This window comes from Candidatus Binatia bacterium, from assembly GCA_036382395.1.
In the GTDB taxonomy this organism is placed as follows: Bacteria; Desulfobacterota; Binatia; order HRBIN30; family HRBIN30; genus JAGDMS01.
The window spans coordinates 1-2,307 of record DASVHW010000087.1 but is presented as its reverse complement, the minus strand read 5'-3'; the positions used below and the strand labels follow the sequence as shown (position 1 = coordinate 2,307).

Annotated in this window: 3 protein-coding genes and 1 pseudogene; all 4 read left to right on the top strand. The window is 62.0% G+C overall.

Annotation, left to right across the window (positions count from 1 at the left end; genetic code table 11):
• Positions 1–221 precede the first annotated feature (221 nt).
• Positions 222–968: a lysophospholipid acyltransferase family protein gene (locus VF515_04380; GenBank protein HEX7406872.1), complete on the top strand. Its 747-nt coding sequence runs from the start codon at positions 222–224 to the stop codon at positions 966–968.
• A 63-nt stretch (positions 969–1,031) separates the two neighbouring features.
• Positions 1,032–1,868 (top strand): hypothetical protein, encoded by an 837-nt coding sequence (locus VF515_04375; GenBank protein HEX7406871.1) that lies wholly within the window; start codon positions 1,032–1,034, stop codon positions 1,866–1,868.
• Positions 1,771–2,031: pseudogene (locus VF515_04370) on the top strand (ATP-binding protein). The gene VF515_04375 and the pseudogene VF515_04370 overlap by 98 nt, the downstream one beginning before the upstream one ends.
• Before the next feature lie 13 nt (positions 2,032–2,044).
• Positions 2,045–2,307, top strand: a 263-nt coding sequence (locus tag VF515_04365; GenBank protein HEX7406870.1) for a cation-transporting P-type ATPase, incomplete at its 3' end; no start/stop codon positions are given.

Sequence of the window (2,307 nt, the reverse complement as noted above, 5' to 3'; positions counted from 1 at the left end):
ATGTTGCCCTCTGCGGTAGTCAGTCCTGAGTCCTGAGTGCTGAGTGCTGAGTTGAGCGACCTCAGCACCTTCCGTTTCGATTCGCTTACCGGCTTGCCCGTTCATTCGCTTCCTCGACATCAGCATCATCTATTGCATTTGCGGCGTGATGCAAAGCCGATGCGAACGCCAAAGAGGTGTGCCACTTGCCCGAGCGAATCACCGTGATAGGACACGACGCAATGCTGCGGCGTGTGGGCTCACTGGTGTTCTGGATCTTTCTCGTGGTCAGCTCGATACTGCTGTTTCCGGTTGCGCTCGTCATCTGGGCGGCGACGGTATTGGTCGATCGCAAGCTGGTGGTGCTGCACCGGTTCACCTGCTTCTGGGCGTCGCTGTACACTTGGATGAACCCGGTGTGGCGCGTGCACATCGAGGGCCGAGAGAAAATTCGGCCGGGTGCGGCTTATGTGATGGTGGCCAACCATCAATCCCTGCTCGACATCCTGGTGCTGTTCCGCCTGTTCGTTCACTTCAAGTGGGTGTCGAAGGTCGAGAACTTCCGCGTGCCGTGCGTCGGTTGGAACATGTCGCTGAACCGCTACATCAAGCTCCGCCGCGGGGACAAGGAGAGCATCGCGCGGATGATGGACGCGTGCGCGCGCACCTTGGCGCAGGGGAATTCGGTGATGATGTTTCCGGAAGGCACGCGGTCGCCTGACGGCCGTCTGCGCGCCTTCAAGCACGGTGCTTTCACGCTCGCCCAGCGCACCGGCGCGCCGCTCCTTCCCATCGTAGTGCAGGGGACCGCGCACGCCTTGCCGAAGCGCGGCTTCGTGCTCCACGGACGTTACGATATCCGCATACATGTGCTGGACGAGATCCCGCACGCGAGCTTCGCCCACACGCCAGTGGAGGCACTGACCCAAGAGGTCCGCGATCGCATTGCGGCGGAGTTGGTGGAAACGGCCGTCATGCAGGTGTCGTAGGTCCGCCGCAGAAGTGCCGGCCTTGAGTTGGTCCGGCCAAGCGGGATACGAGCAGGATTTTCCATGACCCGTACCGAGCGCACGTACTATCTGGTTTTTGCCCTCTATAATTTTTCGTGGTCGTTCATCGGGCCGGTGTACGCGCTGTTCCTGCTCGACCGCGGCCTCGACCTGTTCCAGATGAGTGCTGTCCCGGCGGTGTACTGGATCGTGTCCTTCGTGTTTGAGGTGCCGACGGGCGCCTTTGCCGATCTCGCCGGCCGCAAGATGGCCTTCCTGCTGAGCTGCGTGATCCGCATGGTGGCGTTCGCGCTCTACGCCTATGCCGGCGGGTTTCGCGATTTCGTGGTGGCGGAGTTCATCGATGCGCTGGGCTCGACGCTGGCCAACGGTGCGTTGGATGCCTGGGCGGTGGATGGCATGCAGGGCGAAGGTGACGCGCGGCCCGCCGACCGCTTCTTCGCTCGCGCCCAGATGGTTGCCCGGACGGCGATCATCGCCGGTGGCGTGGCTTGTTTCGGCGGTGATACTGGCTCTGACGGCGCCGGGTTTCTTGATCTTGGAAGGACGAGCGCGGCGGGCTGCTGGAACCGTCCACGTACAGAGCGAGACATCCTAGAAACGGGAACGACCTTCTCGCCGACTCGCCCGCGCGGGGAGGATTCTTCCAAATCCTTATGTTTCAGGCGATTTGGCCGAAGCCATTTGGCGGCGCAATTTTTGCGTGTGTTGACTGTGCGAGGGGGAAGCCCTGAACGCAACTTTACGGCACGCATTGAGTTAGGCATCATGAAAGAGCACCGGGCAGCGGATCTACTTCGTGCGCGACGACGGGGCGGGATTCGATATGGCCTACGTTGCCAAGCTCTTCGGCGCCTTCCAGCGCCTGCACGGCGCTGAGGACTTCGAGGGCACCGGCATCGGCCTGGCCACGGTGCAGCGCATCATCCGTCGTCACGGCGGCCGAGTCTGGGCGGAGGGCGCGGTGGAAGGCGGGGTGACATTTTACTTCACGATTCTCGCGAACGCAGCTGTGCGACAATCGTCGCGTGAGTCGACCTGACCCGGCGAGGGATATGGGCGATATTGCCTGGCACACGCTCTCATCTGAAGACACCGCCAGTCGGCTGGAGAGTCATCTGCACACAGGACTCGACCCAGCTGAAGCTCAGCGCCGCCTCACCCTCCACGGCAGGAATGCCATAGAAGAAACGCGTCGGCGCGCTCCGTGGCGGATGCTGCTGGATCAGTTCACCGATTTCATGATCCTCGTCCTGATTGCGGCGGCGATCCTGTCGGGAATGATCGGCGATCCACCGGATGCGATCGCCATTGTGGT

Bases quoted from the DNA above. Each gene is read 5' to 3' on its own strand.
- VF515_04380 (HEX7406872.1), top strand. From the start codon at position 222: ATGCTGCGGCGTGTGGGCTCACTGGTGTTCTGGATCTTTCTCGTGGTC.
- VF515_04375 (HEX7406871.1), top strand. From the start codon at position 1,032: ATGACCCGTACCGAGCGCACGTACTATCTGGTTTTTGCCCTCTATAAT.